Below are 17,797 nucleotides of genomic sequence, written 5' to 3'. Positions count from 1 at the left end.
CAGAGCCTACCGGCCGGTCAGGCCCGTTCAGTGCGGCCGGGCTTAGGCTTCGCCGGCGGCTTAATCTCAAGGTTCTTCGGCAGCGGTTTCGAAGAGCAGCGCAGATGCACCTCGCGCGCGAAAACCCGACGCGCTTCCTCTCGCTCCGCGTCGGCCGCGGCCGCGATCGGGATGCCGAACGGCCCGAGCAGCAGGCCGGAAGCCAAGACAATCGCCACGCGCGATCCGACCTTGTTGTCAAATTCCAAGGCTTTGAGCCGGATTTCCTTGCACTCAGCCGTGTTGTATTTCGGATCGTCTTGCGGCAGCTGTGCCGCGTATCGGTCAGGTGTGCTCGTACATCCGGCGAGCACGAGGCCGACGGCGGCGATCGTGATAAGGCGCATATTTCCCCCAGCGGTTTTGCAATCCCCAGATGCAACCTAAAGCACGCCCCGGTGATCGGTGGAAGAGCCAGAGCTATTCTGTCCCCAAGACAGCTTCGGGCGCCGGCAGACGGCGGAACTGCAATTCGCCGGGTTGCCACCACATTGCGGACTGCCGCTTCTGCGCCTGAAAGCTCTTGTCGGCGTCCGGATCCGTCAGCCACTGCAGCTGGTCGACGAAGGCTCGGCGGTACCACATCCGGGTCGCCGGATGGGATGCCAGGATCGGTGTATAGCGACCGACATATTTCGAGGCATTGCGGCCGAGCTTCTGATCCTCCCCGCCGGGAATGACCGCGCGGATAGTGCGCAGCGTCAGGTCCAGCGTGTCGCCGATGAAAGCCGCACCAGGTCCGGGCAAGGTCTCGGCGAAGCTCTGGCCGAAGCGGTTTTCCGCGCGGTTGACGAAATCGGCAAAAAGGCCACCGCCGCCGCCTTTGACGAATGCGCGCCCCCAGAAATCGAAAGTGGTCATATCCTCCGGATCCTTGCCATTGAGGACGTTCAGCACCTGCTGGTAGAAGGCTGCGCCAATCGTCAGCGGGATCGCCATCGCGGCGAAGTACCAGGCGCCGCGGGCGACCTTGCCGCGGCTCGATCGGGCGAGCATGGAATAGCGGTAGATCGCCTCGAGCTGTCGGGCCGTGAAGCTCATGCCGAAGGACAGGAACTGCGAGCCGAATTCGCCGATCTCGCCGAGGATGGTGCCGCGCGGCACGCCACCCGTGAGCACGCTCTTGATGCGCGGGTCGCCGGCCGGCACCGAACGTTCCGACCATTGCAGGATCATCTCGGCATATTTCTCGGCGAGCGCCCGATCGCCGGTCTTCGCGAAGACGCCGCCCGGGTCGAGGAAACCCATGTCGTCGACGCCGGCGCGCATCTTGTGCCAGTCGTCGGCAGTAATGCCGAACCCTTCCATCGCGTTCTTCAGCAGCGGGTGAAGGTCGATCCAATCGGTGTTTTCCTCGGCATAGCCGCCCAGCGTCTCATGCCAGGCGCCGGCCTCGACGCGCTTGCGGGCATCGGTGAGCGGCGACAGCGCGTTCCATGTCAGCGATCGGTCGACCAGGTACCGGCTCCATTCATGACCGAACATCTGGTCAACGAAGCGGGCGCTTTCGTTCATGGTGTGCAGGTAATCTTCCCAAATCACAGCACGGCGAGCCATGGCGCGCCGATCGCCGTCGCGGGCGAAACGCTTCAGCATCGGACCGAGGGTCGACGTCACCGGAAGGCCGGCCAGGCGCCGCGCAGCCGCCGAGACGAACGGATCCGTCGAGGCAGCGAGAATGCCCGTGGATCCCAGCATGGCCGAGGTCGCGAGATTGCGGACATCACCGGCAATCTTCGCCGGAGCATCGAGCACCGTTTCCCGGCCGCGCAGAGCCCGCCAGAGGCTGTCGACGCGATATCCGGCCCACTTGACGGCCGACATGCCCGGCGGCTTTCCTTGCGTGTCTATGGCGCCCGCCTGGCGCTTGCCGATATCGACCTGCACCGCCTGTTTCAGCCACTCCATCGTCGCGTCTGGATTTGGCCCGAAACGCTCCATGGAGGCGATATCGCGGGCAATGCCGTTGATGTGGTTGAAGATCGAGCCGATGGCATCCTGGTTGCCGAAGCGCTCGTTATAGGTCAGCCAGCTCTGCGCATCCTTAAAGATCAGGAACCGGCTGTCCTGGTACCGGCTCGCCGTCTTGCCCTGACCAAAGCGCCGCGCCTCCGGCCGGCGATGCGCCCACCCGTCCGACGTGATGGTCTCAAACACATAATCTAGGGAAGCGTCGAGGCCGTCAGCGCCGATCACTTCCCCCGTGTTCGGATTGGTCATCTGTTCGGGATCGAGCAACGGGCGGATGAAGTCTTTCCAGCGAGCCCGCGCCTCTTCCGGCGTGCGGCCGAGGTTGCGGATCTCGCGGCGGTTATGGCTGTGCACGATGCCCCAGTCCTGCCGCTTCGGAATGTTGCCGCCGGCAGCGTTGAAGCGCAGCCGCAGATCTTCGAGCACTCCGGAAAGTGCCCCCGCCAGCGCCTTCGCCGTTTGATTGCTGGTCGGCTCCCCGTGCATCGCCTTGATGAGATCGGGAAGGTCCGCCTTGTTCTGCCGCAAGCCGAGCCCCTTCGATCGCCGGAAATGATACATAACCTCCGACAGATCCCGATGCGCCATCGCGATGATCGCATTGGCCTTGCCGGCCATGGATTGGGTACCCTTGAAGCCGTTATGGATCATCAGCGACATGACAGCGTCGAGCTGGTTGGGATCGCCGTTGCGATCGCGATAATTCTCGATGAATTCGGCGATTTCCTTCCGTCGCGCTTCGTTCAGCTTCACCTGGCGGCGCAGCTCTTTCGCCTCGGCGCGCAGTGCCTCGACGACTTCCTCGCGCGCAGCCGCGGCGGCTTCCCGCTCGGTCATGCCGGCACGCTTGCGACGGAACCGCGCATCATAATAGCGATGCAGCTCTTCCGCCTGACGGGAGTTGATGGCGCCCTGCTCGACGGCGGAATTCAGGCAATCGCGTAGGCTCATAGTTTGCAGGCCTCCAGAAGGTCGGCGAAGAATTCGGGTTCATCGGCCATAGCCAGGGCCTCGGCCGTCGACATGATTTTCACATTGCCGTCGCCGTCCTCGACGCCGACGAAGTCGAGGAAATTTTCCGGGTTGCCGTTGGCGTCACGGGCAGGCTCGACGATATCGCCGGCCTGTACGTCGGCAATGCGCTCCGCAGCATCGTCGAGTGGTTCGGGCGTTTCGCTCGGGCGAATTGTTTGCCCCTGAAGAGGATCGAGCCGAGCAGGCTTTGCGACTTGCAATGGCCCCGGAGACAGCCCGCCATCCGCCATGGCAGCCGTCGCCCGAGCCGTCCCGGTCTCGTAAAGGATCTGCTGCTGCCGATTGGGCAACGTCCGCGGCTTCGCGCCCGTCAAAGCATCGTCGACACCCGCCATGAAGGCCGCTTCCAGCTCGGGAGAGTTTACGGCGATGCCCATGACGTTCTTGCCATTGGCGGCCGAGCTTCCCTCTTCAAGCGTGGCGCTGCGGAGAAATTCTTGCTGCTCAGCACGAACGGATTGCCGATCCTCGACCGGCCATCGCTCCTCGATCGCGATATCTCCGCCGCCTTCGGCCCTGCGGCCACCAGACATAGTCAGCTGTTCGACTTCCTCGGCGATCGCATCCACCCTATCGGCAACGGCGTCGATGCGCGTTGCGGCATCGTCGATCGTGTCAACCATGAACGTATCGGCGATGTCGTCGATCGCGTTCTGGTCGCCGGCGAACATCCGCTCATAGGCATCCGGGGAAAAGCGCGTGCGCACCGCCTCTTCGTCCGCCACCAGGCGCTCGACCAACTCCGGCGGCGGATTGTTGTCCGGATCGTCGGCATAGCGTTGCGCGGCCTCGAACACGCGCATCTGCCCGGGATCCGCATCCGCCGGCATCATCACGTCGTCGAGCACCCGCTCTTCGAAAGAACGGTTCAGGAGGTCGAGCCTTTCGGGCGTCAGCTCGATATTCATTGCCTTGGCGACCGCCTCGACGTCGCCCGGCTCCGGACGGCCCTCGATGACACGCGCAGCGCGCTCGGCGCCACCCTCGCCAAGATTGAGGATCCTTGCCAGCTCTGCGCCGCCCTGCACCGCGCCACCGAAGAGCGCGCCGAAGGTGCCGGCGATACCGACATTCGCAAGAATGTCCTGCAGCCCGTGATCAAGGCCGGCCGCGCGCTTGCGCTCCTGGCTAGCGATCTGCAGCACGGCTTCCTGCCCGCCATTGAGCAGGAATTCCGTCATCATCGTCTGCCCGATGCGGCCGGCGACCGTCTTGCCGGCCGTGGATATCCCGCCATAGGCGGCCATCTGCCACTGATTGGGGTCACGGGCGGCGCCTGCCAGGCCGCCGGCCAGATGCGCGGTGAAACGGCCGAGCGCTCCCAGCTCCGGAGCTTCCGCGGCGCGTGCCGCCTCGGCCTGGCTCTCCCGGCGCCGCCGTCCCATTTCGGCCTCGATCGTCTCCCCTACGATGCTTTCGATCTGCGGGAACCTGCCGGCCAGCTCGGCCGTCCGCCGGTCAAACTCCTCGATCGTGCTTGTCGGGTCGATCTCCGGCACGGTGGCCGCCATGCTTCGACCGAGATTGAACCTCGGTCGCCTTGCGAGCGGCGCGATCTCTACGGGGTTTGGCAGCCGTGTGCCCGTCAGGCTCTCGATGCGGTCGATACGATCGGCATAGATTTCGCTCATAAGAACTTGATCCGAATTCAAGTTCTCGATGATACGGCCCGCGTCGGCATCTTCGGCGACAAGGCGGGTCCACGCTTCACCCCAGCTTTCCGGCCCTTCCGACAGGCTATCTTTTGGCAGCGCTGAAGGTTCGATCAGGTCGATCATCGGTAGCCCCCCGGAACGCGCGGCTCCAGCACCGGCCGCAAGCCTTCGAGATCCAGCACGACCGGATTGCCGTTTTCATCGGCGATGAACATCGGAGCGGCGCCGTCGAGATCGCCGAGAGCGAAGGCAAAGCCGCCTTTGACGGCGACCGGCATTGCTTTCTGGAAATCCTTGGCCGCCCAGACGCGGCCGTTTTTCGCCTTCACCTGGCCGACGTCCTGGTCGGTCAGCGCCTGCATCAGCTGGGGGAAGCGATCGGCGCGGACCGATGGGGGTAACAAGACCTTCTGCGGGCTGTACCAGGCACCGCGATCATAGTCGGCAATGCCGCCGAACTGCACGCCGTTCGAGAATGAAGCGCCGGCGGCCTCCTGATAGGCCCGCTCATAGAGAGGCTTGGCGTCATCTTTCTTCGGGTCGATGCCGGCATCATAGAGCCGCTTGCGCGCGATCGCGGCCGCCGCCTGGTCGAGACGATTGACCTGGTCGGGCGTGAACACGAGTGCTGTCCCCGTCACCGCCTGCGCCGCCGGCAGCCGCTTCGTGTTCGGCATGTCGGGATAATCTTTGCCATCCGGCGTCTTGCCGAAGCCGGAGATCAGATCCAGCGCCGCCTGCCGGTTGCCGCCGGACGCGATCAACCCGCCGGAGAGCGCGACGGCCGGCGCCGTGCCGCCCAGCTCGCGGAACACCTTATCCGTGTTGCCACCGGCAGCGCTCACCAGGCCGGCCGCGATGTCGAGCCCGCGCTGCGGATCCGCCTTCACCGCCGCCTCGATCGCTTCCGCCTCTCCCGGCCGGAAGAACTTCGGCTGTACACCGAAATGCTGCGCGGCCGCGTTGGCGGCATTTATCCGCTCGGCAAAGGCGCCGGCAACACTTGCCGGGTCGATGTCGCCGTCGAGCGGCAGGCCCGGAGAAATCGGCAGGACACCGAACCGCTCGGCAACGCCCAGCGGATCCGTCTGCAGATCCTTGCGATGCTCGGCGATCGTGCGCCGGGCGAAATCGACGTCCTCACTGGTTGCCCCCTCTCCGAGGAGCGTTTTCACGTTGCGCTCCACCGCGCCGATCGGCTGGGTTCGGATTGCTTCGGAGACACGCATGCGAGCAAGGGTCGAGGAGGCAATCTCTTTGCCCTTCGGCGCGGTACCGGCGTCGAGCTGGAAACGGGCCAGCTCCTCGGCGGTCACCGGAAGACCACGGGCGACCCGCTTCGCCAGATCCTCGCCGCGCCTTGCGAAATCGGAATTGGCCTTTTCGTCCTGCGTTCGACGCGCGCTTTCCGCGCCGGCGAGCCCCTTTTCGATCTTGTCCCAGTCGTCGGCCGTCACGCCGGCGAGATCGCCCGCGGCATAGTCCTCGGTCATCTTGGCGCGAAGCGTCTTGATGTCGTCGGCCGGCATGGTCAGCGCCTGCCTGACGTAGAAGCCGACCGTCGCATCGGAGCGGCTTTGCCGCTTGAACTTTTCCGCATCGTCGAGATCGACAATGCCGCGCGCGACGGCGCTGTCCCAATGGGCGTCGATAGAGGTTTGCAGGTCGGCCAGATCGGCGCCGGCGGAAGGATTGCTGAAATCGATGCCGGCAAGCCGCTGGCTCTTCTGGTTTTCCAGATCCTCGACACGGCCGAGGAAGTCCACCTTGTTCTGCATCAGCTCGCGTTCGCGCCGCGCGCTTTCCGCCTTGTCGAGTAGGCTGGTCGCCCGCTTGCGATAGGCAACGGTGTATTCCGGCGCGATCTCCTCGAACACGTTGTCGCGAAGATCCGCTTCCAGCCCCTCGTCCAGCGCCTGGCGCAGTTTCGCCGGGTCGTTCTGGTACTGCTCGAAAATGGCGCGCTGGTTCTCCATCATCGCCGCATCGGCCATTTCGAGATAGGTGCGGGTGCCAGCGACATCATAGGCGCGGCCATAGACTGTGTCTCGCCCCGTCGGCCGGAAAGTGCCTGGCGTGCCCGGCGTCACGGTTACCGGGTCGCTGATGGGCGTCACCGAGATCGGAGCGACAGAGGCGGGAGACGGCAAGCGCGAATAGGTCTCCCCTGGCGCGCCGCCTCCGGCACGAATCAGCGCCGCCTCGCGCTGCCGGCGCTCCGGGTTCGACGACAGGCCCGACACTGCCGAGGCGATCGCATCGATGCCGCTGCTCGCCGCCGAAACGACGGCCTCCGGCAGGGAACCGTAATTATAAGCTACCGAGAGGAGGCCGGCCTGCACGTTTGCTGGAAGCGTGTTCCAGAGATCGCCGAGCTGCTGGCGCGCTCGAGCGCCCTCGACGTTCGAAAGGCGGTGGTCAAGGTCGCGCTCGGCATCCTCGCGCGTGATCCGCATGCCGGGTTTCACTGGCACGACACGGCCGTCGGCAAGAACCGTCGTGTCGGAGCCGTATCCGACGCGGTGCGCGTTGACATCATAGTAGGGTGTTTCCCGGAAGCCCTCTTCCTTCCGCAGCACCGATTTTGCCAGATCTGCGGCCGAACCGGACGCCGTCGTGACGACACCGCTCGGCGTGACGCTTCCCGTCGCCGCGGGATCGGACGCGGTCCTGCTCACCGTGGCGCCTGTCGGCGCACCCGCCAGCGCATCACGCGCGCCAGCCAGCTCGCCGGCGCGTTGTGCTTGCCGATCGGCGCGACGGCCGAACTGGTCGGCGGCACGGGCAAGGCCCATGGCGACCTTGCGTTCTAGGTCTCCATTGTCGCGGGCAACGGAAAGCAGGCCTTCGGCAAGCAGCGGCTGCGCTTCGAACCGGCGGTAGGAAACGGGATCAAGTCGACGGTTTGCCATGTCAGTACCTGTCTGCGATCGAGGTTGCGCCCGTCAGGCCGATGGTGAGCGCATCGAGCATGCCAGCCGATCGGGCTCGCTTGGCTCGCTTGCGATAGTTGGCCTCGCGTTCGGTCAGGCGCGCGATGCGCGTCTGCTCTGTGCCGACGTCTGTCGAGAGCGCCAGATCGCCCTGGCGGAACGCGTCCTGCCGAGCCTGCATCGGCGTTCCGAATGACAGATCGACGCCGGAAGCAGCGTTTGCGACGTCCTGCTCGGCGATGCGGTTCATCATCTCGGCCTTGATGCCGCTTCGCCGGTTGATGCCCTGTAGAGTTTCGAGCGGCTTCTCGCGAGCCGCATCGTCGGCTGCCAACTCGAACTGCTCGGCGTCGGCCTCTCCCGCACCGAGCGCGCTGAAAGCCGAGAAGACTGTCGCTGTTCCCTGCAACAGCGAAGACAGCGAAAACCCACCAGCAGCCGCGCCGCCAGCGGCCGTCGCCCCCGCGGTCGCCGCTGACGTTGCCGCAGGAGCTGAAGATGCAAAAAGGCTCGTCAGAGCTGCCGCGAATTCTGTCACAGTTTCACCCCCGGAATGTAATCACGCACCCGCAGCCGCCCCGGCCGCACCTGGCTGATCGTCAATGTTGGATCCATGCAGGCGCCCACCAGGCCGGCAACTGGCTTGTGCCCCGTGAAATTCTTCTTTGGCTGGTCGAGATCGTCGCTCGCCAGCGCCAACGAGACGTCGCGCGGCGCCCGCCCATTGGCCCCGATCGCGATCGAGGCCGTATTTTCGAGATAAAGCCGGACGGACCCGACCTTGCCCGGGCGGCGCACAACGTCATCGTTCTGGAGAACCTGCACATAGGGCATGCTTTCGTAGAGCGGGGCGACCCAGATGCCGATCTTCGCCGGCCGCGACGAGACGCCCGTCTGCACAGAGCCGCCAGAAACCGTAAATGGGCCGTAGACGTCGTTGTCGATCAAGGCCCAAACCGTTCGTCCGTTGAGGGCGGACAGTCCGCTCGCCTGCCCGGTTAGATCCGTCGTCACGCTGAAGGCCATTTGGAAGAGGTTGACGCTTTCTTCTTCGAGGACTTCCTCGACGATCGTTCCGTTGCGCTCGATCGTCAGCCACACCTGCTCCTGCCCGTCGACAGAGAGACCGTGCGCCACGCCGCCTCCGGCGATCGGCCACTCGCAGGCGGCCATGATCTCCTGCGTTTTGTTGATGACGCAGACGACGACGCGGCCGTCTTCGCGCAGAAGCCACAGCCGGTCGCTCACCATGCTGCCGGTCTTATGCTGCACCCACATCGTCTTGATGTCGCGCACCAGGTCATCCGGGTCGACACCATTGAGATCATTTTCGGGGTTCGGGGCAAACATCTCGCTCACCGCGTCATAGGTGATGGAGTAGAGCCGCCCGCCGTCATTGGCGACGAAATAGACCTTGCCTTCCAGCTTGACCGGCTGGCAGTTCTGCTTGATGCCGTATTCGAACGCGTTGACCCAGTTGAGCGGTTTGTTGCGCTCGATCGTCCGGTTCGAGGCGAAATAGACACCCTGGTTGGTGAAGGCGATCAGGTAAGTCGCATCTATCAGATAGAGGATCCGCTCACTGGTTTGCGATCGCAGCGCTTCGAGCCGAGCCGCATTCTCCTGTTGAGCCTCGATATTCAGATCAAAATACTCACCGATCCGCGACATGGCGATGGCGGCAGTCTTTGCCGTCGGGCCGAAGTAGCAGGCCCTGTCCTGAAACAACGACATGCCGGCGAAACCTCCGCGGGCAGCAGATATCAAAGCCTCTCCCGCCGTCTTGCCTACCTGCGTATGGCTCGTCAGAGCCGATGCGCTGGAGGTGTTGGTGATCTGCGCGTCGAACTGATATTCCGCACCCGAGAGCACGCCACCAAACGTGATCGTGAATTCCGCATAGTCGCTGGCGTCGCGGATGAAAGCTACGCTCACGTCGGATGACAGACCAGGCAAGGTCGAGATTTCCGCCTGTATCGCCGCCGCGACGGCAGTGAAGCCGCCGACACTGTCGAACAGCGAAATCGCATCGGTCGTGTTCCCCTCGACAGTGAAGGCGCCGATGAGCGTGCCGAGCCCGTCGGACCATCTGAGGTAAAGCGTCCAAATATCGTCCGTCTTGGTGTAGGTGCCGCCGAGGTCGACTTCCGGCAACTCCCCATAGGGCCACGCGGAGACGGTCCAGTTCGCGTCATTGGCCGGGTCGCGCACCAGGCGAACCGCTTCCCACAGATCAACATGCCAGATGCCGACCGTGTTCGCCTCGCCGTAAAAACGCAGGTCGGGCAGCATGGCGGCCGTGATCGCGGCAACCGCACCCGTGGTCACGGTTGCGACCTTTACCACGTCATTGCGCCAAATATCGACCCGACCAGGCGTAACAATCAGGGTGTAGGAGAGAGTACCGGAGATCCGGAGCACCGTCTTATTACAGATCGCCGAGACCCCAGCGCCGGCATAGCGCGAGCCGGGCAGCAGGTTGAAGCCAGATTGCGGGATAGGCTCGACGCCGAGCATGCGCTTTGCACCCGAATAATATTGCTTCAGATTGACCTTGCCGAGCAGGCTTTTCGAGAGCTGGCCGGCGTTGGCACTGCTCTTCAGCGGTCCGGAGATCCTGGTCATTCGGCGTACCTCCCGGCCCAGTGATCGCGGGCACTGTTGAACCGAGCGTTCGAAAGCGGATCGTCCCACGTCTGCGGATCGCCGACCGGCTGGCTTGCGGCGTCCTGCGCCATCAGCCGGCCGAACACGCCGCCCGTGCCGTCGCGCGACGTGGTGCCGAAGGCCTCGACCAGCATGTCGTCACGCATCTGCCGGTCCTGCCAGACCGGCACGGCGAGATAGGCGCCGAGTGCAGTGATGAAAGCGGCGCGCCATTCCGGGGGCCAGACCGTCGGCGACACATAGACCCGGCAAAGCGACCAGGTGTCCGGATGATCGCAATAGAGCTGCCCCGCTTCGAGCGTGAAATCACGGATTGGCGAACGGCAACGCGGATCCGCCGAGTATTTCAGCGGGTTCCCGATGCGGCCGGGCGGCAAAGTAAAACCGTATGAAAAGCCGTTCTCCGGCGTGGCAGCCAGGCGCTCGTTGCGGAAAGTCTTCCGCGCAAAACTCCAATAGTGCATGCCGAAAGTGCGATCGACGACGGGCTGCCAGACATACTGGATCTGTTCGGCAAGCTCGCTGTCGTCGTCGATCGAAAACATCGGCCCGGCGCCGATATCGGTCAGCGCATAATTGATGATCGTTGCTTCGTCTTCCGTCATCGCCGCCCGCCAGAAATAGAGAGACCGCGGCCAGATTACCGGCCGCGGCCCAGCGTTGAGTGCGAACTAAACCCGATCAGTCGGGCGTGGTGTCGCCGGTGACGTCCGTCACGGTGACGTTGCCGGTCGCCGGAACGGTGGCGAACCGGATGCGGACGTATTCCGGCGTGCCGTCGATATCGACCACCGCGTCGATGATGCTGCCGACCGTGACGTTGTCGCGGCTGTCGTTGAAGAAGCCGGCCGCCAACACTTCGGCCTTGGTGTGCGTGGTCGCATAGTCGGAGAAGGTGATTTGCCGCTGACCGGGAATGCTGATCGTGGTGCGGCGGCGGAGATCGCGAACGCGATGGGCCATAGTCGTTCCCTTTCGAAGGATTGAAGATCAAGAGGAGAACCCTCCCGCCGAGGCGGGAGGGTTGACACGCATCAGCTCGGGCGAACGGTGTCGTTGATGGCGAGGAAGCGCAGCCGCTTCACGCCCTCCGGCAGTAGACCGACCGCAGCGCCAGAGAGCGCCGTGTCGCAGAGCAACGGCTTGCCGGCCTTGCCAATCCACTCGTTGATGTCCATCTGCTCTTTCGACCAGAAGGTCTCACAGCCCACGGCGGACTTCGTCCACATGTAGGTGTCGAGGTAGCCGGCCGCCCATTCATCCTGGCCAGCGACCCAGGCAGCGGTGCCATAGGTGAAGTGTTCGTCGGGCAGCGCCATGATGTGCACGCCCTTCCAGGTCTTCTTGTCGACCACGCCGGACTGCGCGAACGGCAGATCCTTGTCGCCCTGGTAGTCCTTGGAAGCGAATTCCTTGTACCAGCAAAGCTGCTCGAACCACATGTACGGGATCGGCCAGTAGATTTCCTCGTCGCTGCCGACGCCACGGACCTGCGCAGACGCCTTGTTCACATCCGTCAGGTCGATGCGGGCGGTGCCATCGCCGATCGTCTTCGGGGTGGTCGGGCCTCCGCCGGGAATATTGGCGTTGCCCGTATTGCAGAAGGCGTTGAGGGCGTCGAACTTGAGACCGTCACGCTTCATCCGCACGGATTTCGCCATCGCGCCGGCCACTTCCGCCTGATAGGACGGCGTCTGGCGCATGCTGTCCTGGTTGCGGATCGTTGCTTCAGCAGTGTAATCGGTCGCCTGCAGCGACACGACATCGATGTCGAGGCCCTGCGGACGGACTTCCTCGATTGCACCGGAGAGCTTGTACATGGTGATCCGACCGCCAGCGATCGGGAACTTGACAGTGCCGGCGACGTTCTCGCCGGTCTTCATGGTGCCGTCGAGCAAGCCGCCCTTGGACTGAAGGCGGGTAGCGACGTCGTCACGGATTTTCTCTTTGAACCAGGCTTCAACAGGCATTGGGAGTGACCCTCGTGTAAGTGTGATGGACGAAATCACCGAGAGGGCCGATTAGCCGGAGCCGACGGGTCCGGTGAAGGATAGCCGTCGGTTGGTCCAGGTCGCTCCCGTCCGGTAGCGCTTCGAATGCTGCCACCGGCCGGGAGCCGTTCAGTGCGGAAGGTTCAGCTGCCGTAGACGCGCTTGTAATCGGCCTGCAGCTGATCATAGGACTTGCGATCGAAATCCTTGTGACCGACGGTATTCTGCGGCAGCGCGCCACGGGCGACGAGTTCCGCCTTCGGGTCGACGCCGGCCGGCTGATGATGGCCGAGGGCGGGACCGCCGCCGGCGCCGCCGCCCGCGAGCTGGCGCATGGCCTCGAAGAAGCGGTGACCCTTTGCGCTGTCGCCGAGCATCGCCTTTGCGAACTCGGCATCCTCCTTGGCGAGGCCCTTCGCGATCATACCGTCAACGAAGGCATAATTGTCGCTCATCCGCTGTTCGCGCGCCCGCTGCTGTTCCGGCTCCGGCAGGTGCCTGGCAGCATCCGGCGTCAGCGCTTCCCGCTCGGCCTTCTCGTCCACGATCGGTTCCATGATGCCCATTTCATGGGCCACCGACAGGAACTCCTGCGTCAGCGCCTGGTAGGCGGCAACCGGCACCTTCATTTCGAGCGCCTTGGAGGCGACCCGGCCGAAGAGCGGATCACCCTTCAGCGTGTCGAGATGCGGCTTGATCGTCTCCGGGATCTCGCCGGCGAACTCGCCATAGGCATCCGGCTTGTCAGGCACGCCGTTCTGGGCATCGCGGGCGCGATAGCCTTCGAGCGCCTTCGCCATCTTATCCATCGTCTCGTTCTGATCCGTGCCGAGCAAATGCTCGGCGAGGCCCTGCGGACGATAAAATTCTCCTCCGGCGGGCGGATCGCCGGCGCCCGCCGGAGGAGCATCACCCGCCGATGGAGCCGGCGGGTTTTCCGTGCCAGCGGGAGGAGGAGGACTGGCATCGGAAGGAGGCGCGCTCGCAGCGGGGGCCGGCGGCGCACCGCCGCCACCGCCATCGGGCGCGCTGAAAGTCAGGCGATCAAGGAAAGTCTTCATTCTCCAGCTCCATTCTGGGTTTTCGCTTGCATGAGCAGTTTTTCGCCGTGGGCGATCGCATTCAGGATCGCCTCGGCAAATCCGTTGATGCCCTGCCGGGTCGCCGCCTGCAGGGCGGTTTGTTCAAGGCTGGCGCCGGTGACACGAAGCGGCTGGCGAATGGAGATGTCCATCATCCATTCGAACATTGCCCGCCCCTCCGGCGTGTGCCGAAGCGCCGCCATGAACCTCGCCAGGTTGTCGCCGGGCTGCAGCTCGGACGTCTGAAGGAACGGCTTGAACAGATCCTCGACGCCGTCCCAGCCGCTTCCGGCCGCCCCCTGCTCGAGCAGATCGAAAGGTTGCCCGGCTCGAGACGGGATGAAGGGGCCGGACATTTACGCGGCCCTCCGCATTTCGGCGACTGCAACATCCTTGATCGCGCCCGGCGCCTGCTTGGCCGCCTCGGCCGCCATCATCATTGCCATCTGCTGCTTGCGGCGTTCTTCGATCTGGACGACGATCGCCGCGCGCTCCTGATCATCGGGCACCAGATCCTTATCGATCTGGAAGCCTTCGGCGACACGATCGAGCACCGCGTCCTGCTTGATGTAGAGTTCTTTTGCTTCCGGCCCGGCAAAGGCCAGAATGAAGTCATGATAATTGGCGATCGCAGCGATGCGGTCGGCGTTCAATGCGGCCTGCATCGGGGATTTGACCTTCACCGACACGAGGAGATCGTCGACCTCGCGCACCATCGGCAGCATGTTGAACTCGTAAAGGATCTCGGCGACACGAGGCACGACCACCGGCATGATCTCATTGACCAGGCGACCGAAGGCGCCGATGTGGATATTCGCTCGCTGCTGCAGCCGCGCGGCCATCTCCGAGGCCGAGCGCGGCGTGCCTTCGTAATCCGGCAGGCGCGTGTCGAACATCGCCGCCTTGATCTGATTTTGAAGGTCGCCGATCAGGAGCTGCGCAACGTTGAGATTGCCGCTCGCCGTATCGAGGCGCGAAACGTCCGGGCCCAACATGCCGCCGGTCGACTGCATCGCCCAGAATTCCCCGGGGCCCAGCCGCACCGTATTCGGATTGAAGGTGCCGCCGGCACGATAGCCCCAGATGCCGAGCATCGAGATGGCGGCGCTCTTCAGCGCTAGTTCCTGCGCCTTGTTGACCGTCTTGATCGATGGCAAGGCGGTCAGAACCACACCACGGCCATAAGCCTCGCCCGGCACGCGATAGTAGCGCGGAATGGCGATCGGCTGTGTCCGGTACCGCTCGTGCCACAGAAGCTCTGTCGAGGTTTCGAGAAGCACGCCGAAATGCCAGCCAGCGCCCTGCCGATCCTTCCACCAGGTCTGATGAACCGTGTACGGCTCCGATGGCTTGGTGACCGCCTTTTCCTTGAAGTCGGCAGGAAAACGACCCTTCGGCCATGCCTCGACGATCTGGTCGGCGCGCATTTGCGTTCGCCAGTCGACCAGGTCGACCGCGCCAAACCCGTCAGCCGATATCGCCAGTTCATCGAACGGAAGGCAGGCAAAGCGGATCGGCTCATTTGCCGATTTTCCCTTGACCGGCAGCAACGCGCCGGTACCGACGGCGAGATCGACGCACATTTCGTGAATGGCTGTGTCCCAGTCGCCCGCCAGAAAGAACGGATGGATCAGCGTCGAAGTGCGCGCGAGCTCGCGATCGAAGGCCTTTTTGTCGGATGACGAAAGCACCATGGCAGCAAGCGGGCCGGTTTCGAGCTCGAAGGCCGGCTGGCCAGCCGGAAAGAGATCGCGCTGCAGGTTGCCGGCGAAGTACATCGCCGACATGGGCGCGGTCATGTCGAATAGCCGATCGGGCTGCTGCGGGCGGCCGTTGAGCCCACCCGAGGGGCGGCGCATCGGGATCGCGTAATCGTACGCGTCCTGGTAGATCTTGGTCCAACCCGACCGGCCGCCCCAGGTGTTCTCGACCCGCGTCCGGTGTTGCTTGATGTCGACGCGATAATCGCCCTGCATCAGGCGAGCTTTCCGGCAAGCGCCTCGGAACCATCCTCGAAGAGCCGACGGCCGCGGGGCGCACGACGGGTCGCCGCAACGGCCTTGTCATTGCGGTTCAGCTCGGCGAGCTGGCGATCATTCGCCACCTGCTGCAGCTGCCGGCTCTTCTCCGCCTCCTGCTTCGCGCCGTTGTCGCCGCCGCCGAACAGGTTTTTCACGACACCGCTCATCGCCTTCCCCTTCGAAAATCCATTCCTCGCTCGCGGGCGTGAAGCCCGTCAGGTGCGCCATTCGCGTTCCCGTCCGGTTGCCCGGCATCACGCGGCAGAACACCACGACACCATGATCGGCGATGGCCTTGAGCGTTGAGTGCGCCAGCTTGCAGAGCTTGCCGATATGCGCGCGGGCAGCCGGCCGAACGACCAGGCAGAATTCCCGCCGCCCGTCCCGATCGGGCACCAGGTAGACGACGGCCAGCAGCTCGCCCTCGTGAAAGATCGCAACGCTGTCGCCGTTGTTGCGCATCCAGATCGCCGCCTTACGCGCGAGCGCGCGCCCGCCCGCGCACGTGAGGCAGTCCGAATAATCCGCCGGCGAATGAACTGTCAGACGTCCCATACGTTGAAATCACCCGGCCGCTGCCGTGCCTCGACCTGGCGGCCGCGACGATGCCCGGCCGTATCGCCGATCACGTTCTGCGGAGCTGTCGTCTCGACCGCCTTGGAAACCAGCGCCGCCAGCCCCAGCTGCCCGAGGCACCGATATTGCTCGGCATCGTGAGGATGCGAATGGCCGTTCTTGACGGCCTCGCCCTTGTCGGTCTCGGAAGACGAGGTTTTCTTGGAAAACTTGTAGTGCGCCTCGTAGCCGCCAATGATCCATTTGCAGCTGGGATCCACGATGTAGCCAGGCGTCACATTGTCGATCGTCAGCGACAAGTAGTGTTTTACGGCCTCCTGGCGGATCGACGGCTCATTCGAGGGCGCCGGCATGATCGGAAAGCGGACAATCGCTGCCAAGGTGTTGATCCAGTGGAATTCGCCCGTCTGGGTATCCGCACCGTACCAGGCGGAGGGATCGGCCCAGGCGCCGATGATGGGAATGTTCGGGAAGCGGTTCATCAACAGGGAAATCATCATCTGACCGAAGCGCGTAGGCCCGGTACCGGGATCCGCGACCAGCTCAGCCAGGCAACGGTTTTGCCCGCTCGGCGAGATCTGCCCGAAGGTTGCGGCGGGCGAGCCGCCGGCATCGATGCCGATCGTCAGGCCGAGCTGGGGAATGGGCGTGATCGCCTGATCGGCCTTGTGGACGTCCGGATTGAAATAATCCTCGTAGACCGGTGTGCCGTCCTTGGCATAGGCCGGCAAAGAGTGGACCATGCGCCGCACCAGGCGCTTGTCCTTTGTGGTGGCCGCCTCAAGCTCATAGGAGCTGCGCGGCTTGCCGACCCGGTTTTCGGCGTGCGGCGATAGGCCGCCCGGCTGCCAGAACCCATTCCAGCCGGGGGTGACGTTGCTGTAGACGCCGCCAGGCTTCGAGACCTCGCCGTAAGGAGTGGTATAGGCTGGATGATCGATGTCGGGAGGGTTCATGTCCCCCCAAACGATGCGAGGCAACACCGGCTCGCTATCATCCACCGTGAGCCCCATCAGTCGCATTGCCTGCCGGCCGTCGCGCGAAACGCGCTCCAGCTCCGAAGGCGCGATCATCTCGACAGGCGGAAAGCGGCCGCAGCGCTGAAAGAACACCGGCAGTGTGTTTTCCGGCATCAGATCGTATTCGTTCCCCCAAGCCAGCGAGATTTCGTAGCCCTTCGCAAACGCTTCGAGATCGTTGTCGCCGATGGCACCCGTCTCCATCGTGTATTCGATCTTGACCTTGTCCGCGCCGCGCCAGGCTTCCCAGCACAGGGTATGAACCACCGGCCGATCCTGGCCTCCCTCATGGCTAACCGTCCAGGGGTGCTTTTCCGGAAACGTGTTGTACCAGCTGGCGAGCGCCGTGCGCGCGAAGCTGCGATAGGTATCGCGAACGCAGAGCGTTTTGACGCGCACCCACCCATCCTTGCAGACCGGCATGTATTCGGCCGCGTGCATGGGCCCCTTGATCACCGAGCAGACCGTCTTCCCGGATCCGCCGGGCCCCATGATCGTGTCGATCGGTCCCCGCGATTTGATGAAGGCGGCGCCGATCGGCCCCGGCGGCATGTACCGCTGAATGTCGATATTTCCCATAAACCCGTTACCCTTGCGATCTCCGGAGCCCCGCGCCCGCGCCCCTCCGGTCCAAGGAAGTTTAGGTTCGCCCGCCAATGGGTTCAGTCAGGCAGGTCTGAAAGGCCGGTGTGTGTGACAACCGACCCTGGTACAGGGGGCTCGGCTGCGAGTTTTCAAACCGCTCGGCCGCGCTCGCGCGCCAGCCCGCGAGGGCAGCCCCCTCCTGATGCCGATAGGCCAGGCGATT

Annotated in this window: 15 protein-coding genes; all 15 read right to left on the bottom strand. The window is 64.0% G+C overall.

The window, feature by feature from the left end; genetic code table 11:
- Window positions 1–17 precede the first annotated feature (17 nt).
- Window positions 18–386, bottom strand: a complete 369-nt coding sequence (locus tag BHD07_RS08775; RefSeq protein ID WP_338279101.1) for a hypothetical protein — start codon at window positions 384–386, stop codon at window positions 18–20.
- A 73-nt stretch (window positions 387–459) separates the two neighbouring features.
- Window positions 460–2,961, bottom strand: coding sequence for a hypothetical protein (locus tag BHD07_RS08770; RefSeq protein WP_338279098.1), 2,502 nt, complete (start codon window positions 2,959–2,961; stop codon window positions 460–462).
- Window positions 2,958–4,823 (bottom strand): hypothetical protein, encoded by a 1,866-nt coding sequence (locus BHD07_RS08765; protein WP_338279097.1) that lies wholly within the window; start codon window positions 4,821–4,823, stop codon window positions 2,958–2,960. The genes BHD07_RS08770 and BHD07_RS08765 overlap by 4 nt, the downstream gene beginning before the upstream one ends.
- A complete protein-coding gene (locus tag BHD07_RS08760) occupies window positions 4,820–7,612 on the bottom strand; it encodes a lysozyme (RefSeq protein WP_338279096.1) in 2,793 nt (930 codons plus the stop codon). The genes BHD07_RS08765 and BHD07_RS08760 overlap by 4 nt, the downstream gene beginning before the upstream one ends.
- A gap of 1 nt (window position 7,613) precedes the next feature.
- Window positions 7,614–8,171: a hypothetical protein gene (locus BHD07_RS08755; protein ID WP_338279094.1), complete on the bottom strand. Its 558-nt coding sequence runs from the start codon at window positions 8,169–8,171 to the stop codon at window positions 7,614–7,616.
- On the bottom strand, window positions 8,168–10,258 hold the full coding sequence (locus BHD07_RS08750; RefSeq protein WP_338279092.1) for a hypothetical protein: 2,091 nt from the start codon (window positions 10,256–10,258) through the stop codon (window positions 8,168–8,170). The genes BHD07_RS08755 and BHD07_RS08750 overlap by 4 nt, the downstream gene beginning before the upstream one ends.
- On the bottom strand, window positions 10,255–10,905 hold the full coding sequence (locus BHD07_RS08745; protein ID WP_338279090.1) for a hypothetical protein: 651 nt from the start codon (window positions 10,903–10,905) through the stop codon (window positions 10,255–10,257). The genes BHD07_RS08750 and BHD07_RS08745 overlap by 4 nt, the downstream gene beginning before the upstream one ends.
- A 76-nt stretch (window positions 10,906–10,981) precedes the next feature.
- Entirely contained in the window at window positions 10,982–11,263 is a 282-nt protein-coding gene (locus BHD07_RS08740) for a hypothetical protein (RefSeq protein WP_127630027.1), read from the bottom strand.
- A 71-nt stretch (window positions 11,264–11,334) separates the two neighbouring features.
- Window positions 11,335–12,270 (bottom strand): phage capsid protein, encoded by a 936-nt coding sequence (locus BHD07_RS08735; RefSeq protein WP_338279087.1) that lies wholly within the window; start codon window positions 12,268–12,270, stop codon window positions 11,335–11,337.
- Window positions 12,271–12,434: 164 nt separating this feature from the next.
- Window positions 12,435–13,352: a hypothetical protein gene (locus BHD07_RS08730; RefSeq protein WP_338279085.1), complete on the bottom strand. Its 918-nt coding sequence runs from the start codon at window positions 13,350–13,352 to the stop codon at window positions 12,435–12,437.
- The gene (locus tag BHD07_RS08725) at window positions 13,349–13,729 is read right to left on the bottom strand and encodes a hypothetical protein (protein ID WP_338279083.1); all 381 of its coding nucleotides are present in this window, start codon (window positions 13,727–13,729) and stop codon (window positions 13,349–13,351) included. The genes BHD07_RS08730 and BHD07_RS08725 overlap by 4 nt, the downstream gene beginning before the upstream one ends.
- The gene (locus BHD07_RS08720; protein ID WP_338279082.1) at window positions 13,730–15,349 is read right to left on the bottom strand and encodes a portal protein; all 1,620 of its coding nucleotides are present in this window, start codon (window positions 15,347–15,349) and stop codon (window positions 13,730–13,732) included.
- Entirely contained in the window at window positions 15,349–15,477 is a 129-nt protein-coding gene (locus tag BHD07_RS08715) for a hypothetical protein (RefSeq protein ID WP_268812398.1), read from the bottom strand. Before BHD07_RS08715 ends, BHD07_RS08720 begins: the two co-directional genes overlap by 1 nt.
- A complete protein-coding gene (locus BHD07_RS08710) occupies window positions 15,467–15,856 on the bottom strand; it encodes a hypothetical protein (protein WP_338279079.1) in 390 nt (129 codons plus the stop codon). Before BHD07_RS08710 ends, BHD07_RS08715 begins: the two co-directional genes overlap by 11 nt.
- A gap of 80 nt (window positions 15,857–15,936) precedes the next feature.
- On the bottom strand, window positions 15,937–17,568 hold the full coding sequence (locus BHD07_RS08705; RefSeq protein ID WP_338279077.1) for a hypothetical protein: 1,632 nt from the start codon (window positions 17,566–17,568) through the stop codon (window positions 15,937–15,939).
- Window positions 17,569–17,797 lie beyond the last annotated feature (229 nt).

Origin of the sequence: Sinorhizobium sp. KGO-5 (genome assembly GCF_036245905.1) — a bacterium.
Lineage (GTDB): Bacteria > Pseudomonadota > Alphaproteobacteria > Rhizobiales > Rhizobiaceae > Sinorhizobium > Sinorhizobium meliloti_A.
Note: the sequence above shows the minus strand (reverse complement) of the source record. Positions and strands in the feature narration are given on the sequence as shown.

Bases quoted from the DNA above. Each gene is read 5' to 3' on its own strand.
- BHD07_RS08710 (WP_338279079.1), bottom strand. From the start codon at position 15,856: ATGCGCAACAACGGCGACAGCGTTGCGATCTTTCACGAGGGCGAGCTG.
- BHD07_RS08740 (WP_127630027.1), bottom strand. From the start codon at position 11,263: ATGGCCCATCGCGTTCGCGATCTCCGCCGCCGCACCACGATCAGCATT.
- BHD07_RS08730 (WP_338279085.1), bottom strand. From the start codon at position 13,352: ATGAAGACTTTCCTTGATCGCCTGACTTTCAGCGCGCCCGATGGCGGT.
- BHD07_RS08720 (WP_338279082.1), bottom strand. From the start codon at position 15,349: ATGCAGGGCGATTATCGCGTCGACATCAAGCAACACCGGACGCGGGTC.
- BHD07_RS08705 (WP_338279077.1), bottom strand. From the start codon at position 17,568: ATGGGAAATATCGACATTCAGCGGTACATGCCGCCGGGGCCGATCGGC.
- BHD07_RS08760 (WP_338279096.1), bottom strand. From the start codon at position 7,612: ATGGCAAACCGTCGACTTGATCCCGTTTCCTACCGCCGGTTCGAAGCG.
- BHD07_RS08765 (WP_338279097.1), bottom strand. From the start codon at position 4,823: ATGATCGACCTGATCGAACCTTCAGCGCTGCCAAAAGATAGCCTGTCG.
- BHD07_RS08745 (WP_338279090.1), bottom strand. From the start codon at position 10,905: ATGACGGAAGACGAAGCAACGATCATCAATTATGCGCTGACCGATATC.
- BHD07_RS08725 (WP_338279083.1), bottom strand. From the start codon at position 13,729: ATGTCCGGCCCCTTCATCCCGTCTCGAGCCGGGCAACCTTTCGATCTG.
- BHD07_RS08775 (WP_338279101.1), bottom strand. From the start codon at position 386: ATGCGCCTTATCACGATCGCCGCCGTCGGCCTCGTGCTCGCCGGATGT.
- BHD07_RS08750 (WP_338279092.1), bottom strand. From the start codon at position 10,258: ATGACCAGGATCTCCGGACCGCTGAAGAGCAGTGCCAACGCCGGCCAG.
- BHD07_RS08770 (WP_338279098.1), bottom strand. From the start codon at position 2,961: ATGAGCCTACGCGATTGCCTGAATTCCGCCGTCGAGCAGGGCGCCATC.
- BHD07_RS08735 (WP_338279087.1), bottom strand. From the start codon at position 12,270: ATGCCTGTTGAAGCCTGGTTCAAAGAGAAAATCCGTGACGACGTCGCT.